General features: G+C 58.4%; 1 pseudogene. It reads right to left on the reverse strand.

The features are described 5' to 3' along the window. Nucleotides 1-286 (reverse strand): annotated as a pseudogene (locus tag LZP69_RS16765) (hypothetical protein); the annotation flags it as partial. Between the last annotated feature and the right edge of the window lie 5 nt (nucleotides 287-291).

A 291-nucleotide genomic window follows, 5' to 3' on the forward strand; every position in this document is an offset into this window, starting at 1 on the left:
GTTGAAGCGCCCGGTCGATATCAGCGGATGTGCTGAGGTTAGAGCGAAATCGCTGCAGTGTTTGGGGTTCAAGCCCACCGGGAAGATTGTGTCCCCGATGAACACCGCACAACTCGCCAAGGACAGCCCAAACCCCGGACCGTATATTGTCGGGGTTGTATCCGCCCTCCAGGACACACAACAGCTTGCCTTGACACACCTCTGCCGCGAGCTCCCGCAGTACCCTGGTCATATAAGCAATTCCTGCTGGAGTCACCCGCATCGCGCCCATCGGATCACCCGCCATCAGAT

Origin of the sequence: Shewanella sp. AS1, from assembly GCF_021412565.1 — a bacterium.
Lineage (GTDB): Bacteria > Pseudomonadota > Gammaproteobacteria > Enterobacterales > Shewanellaceae > Shewanella.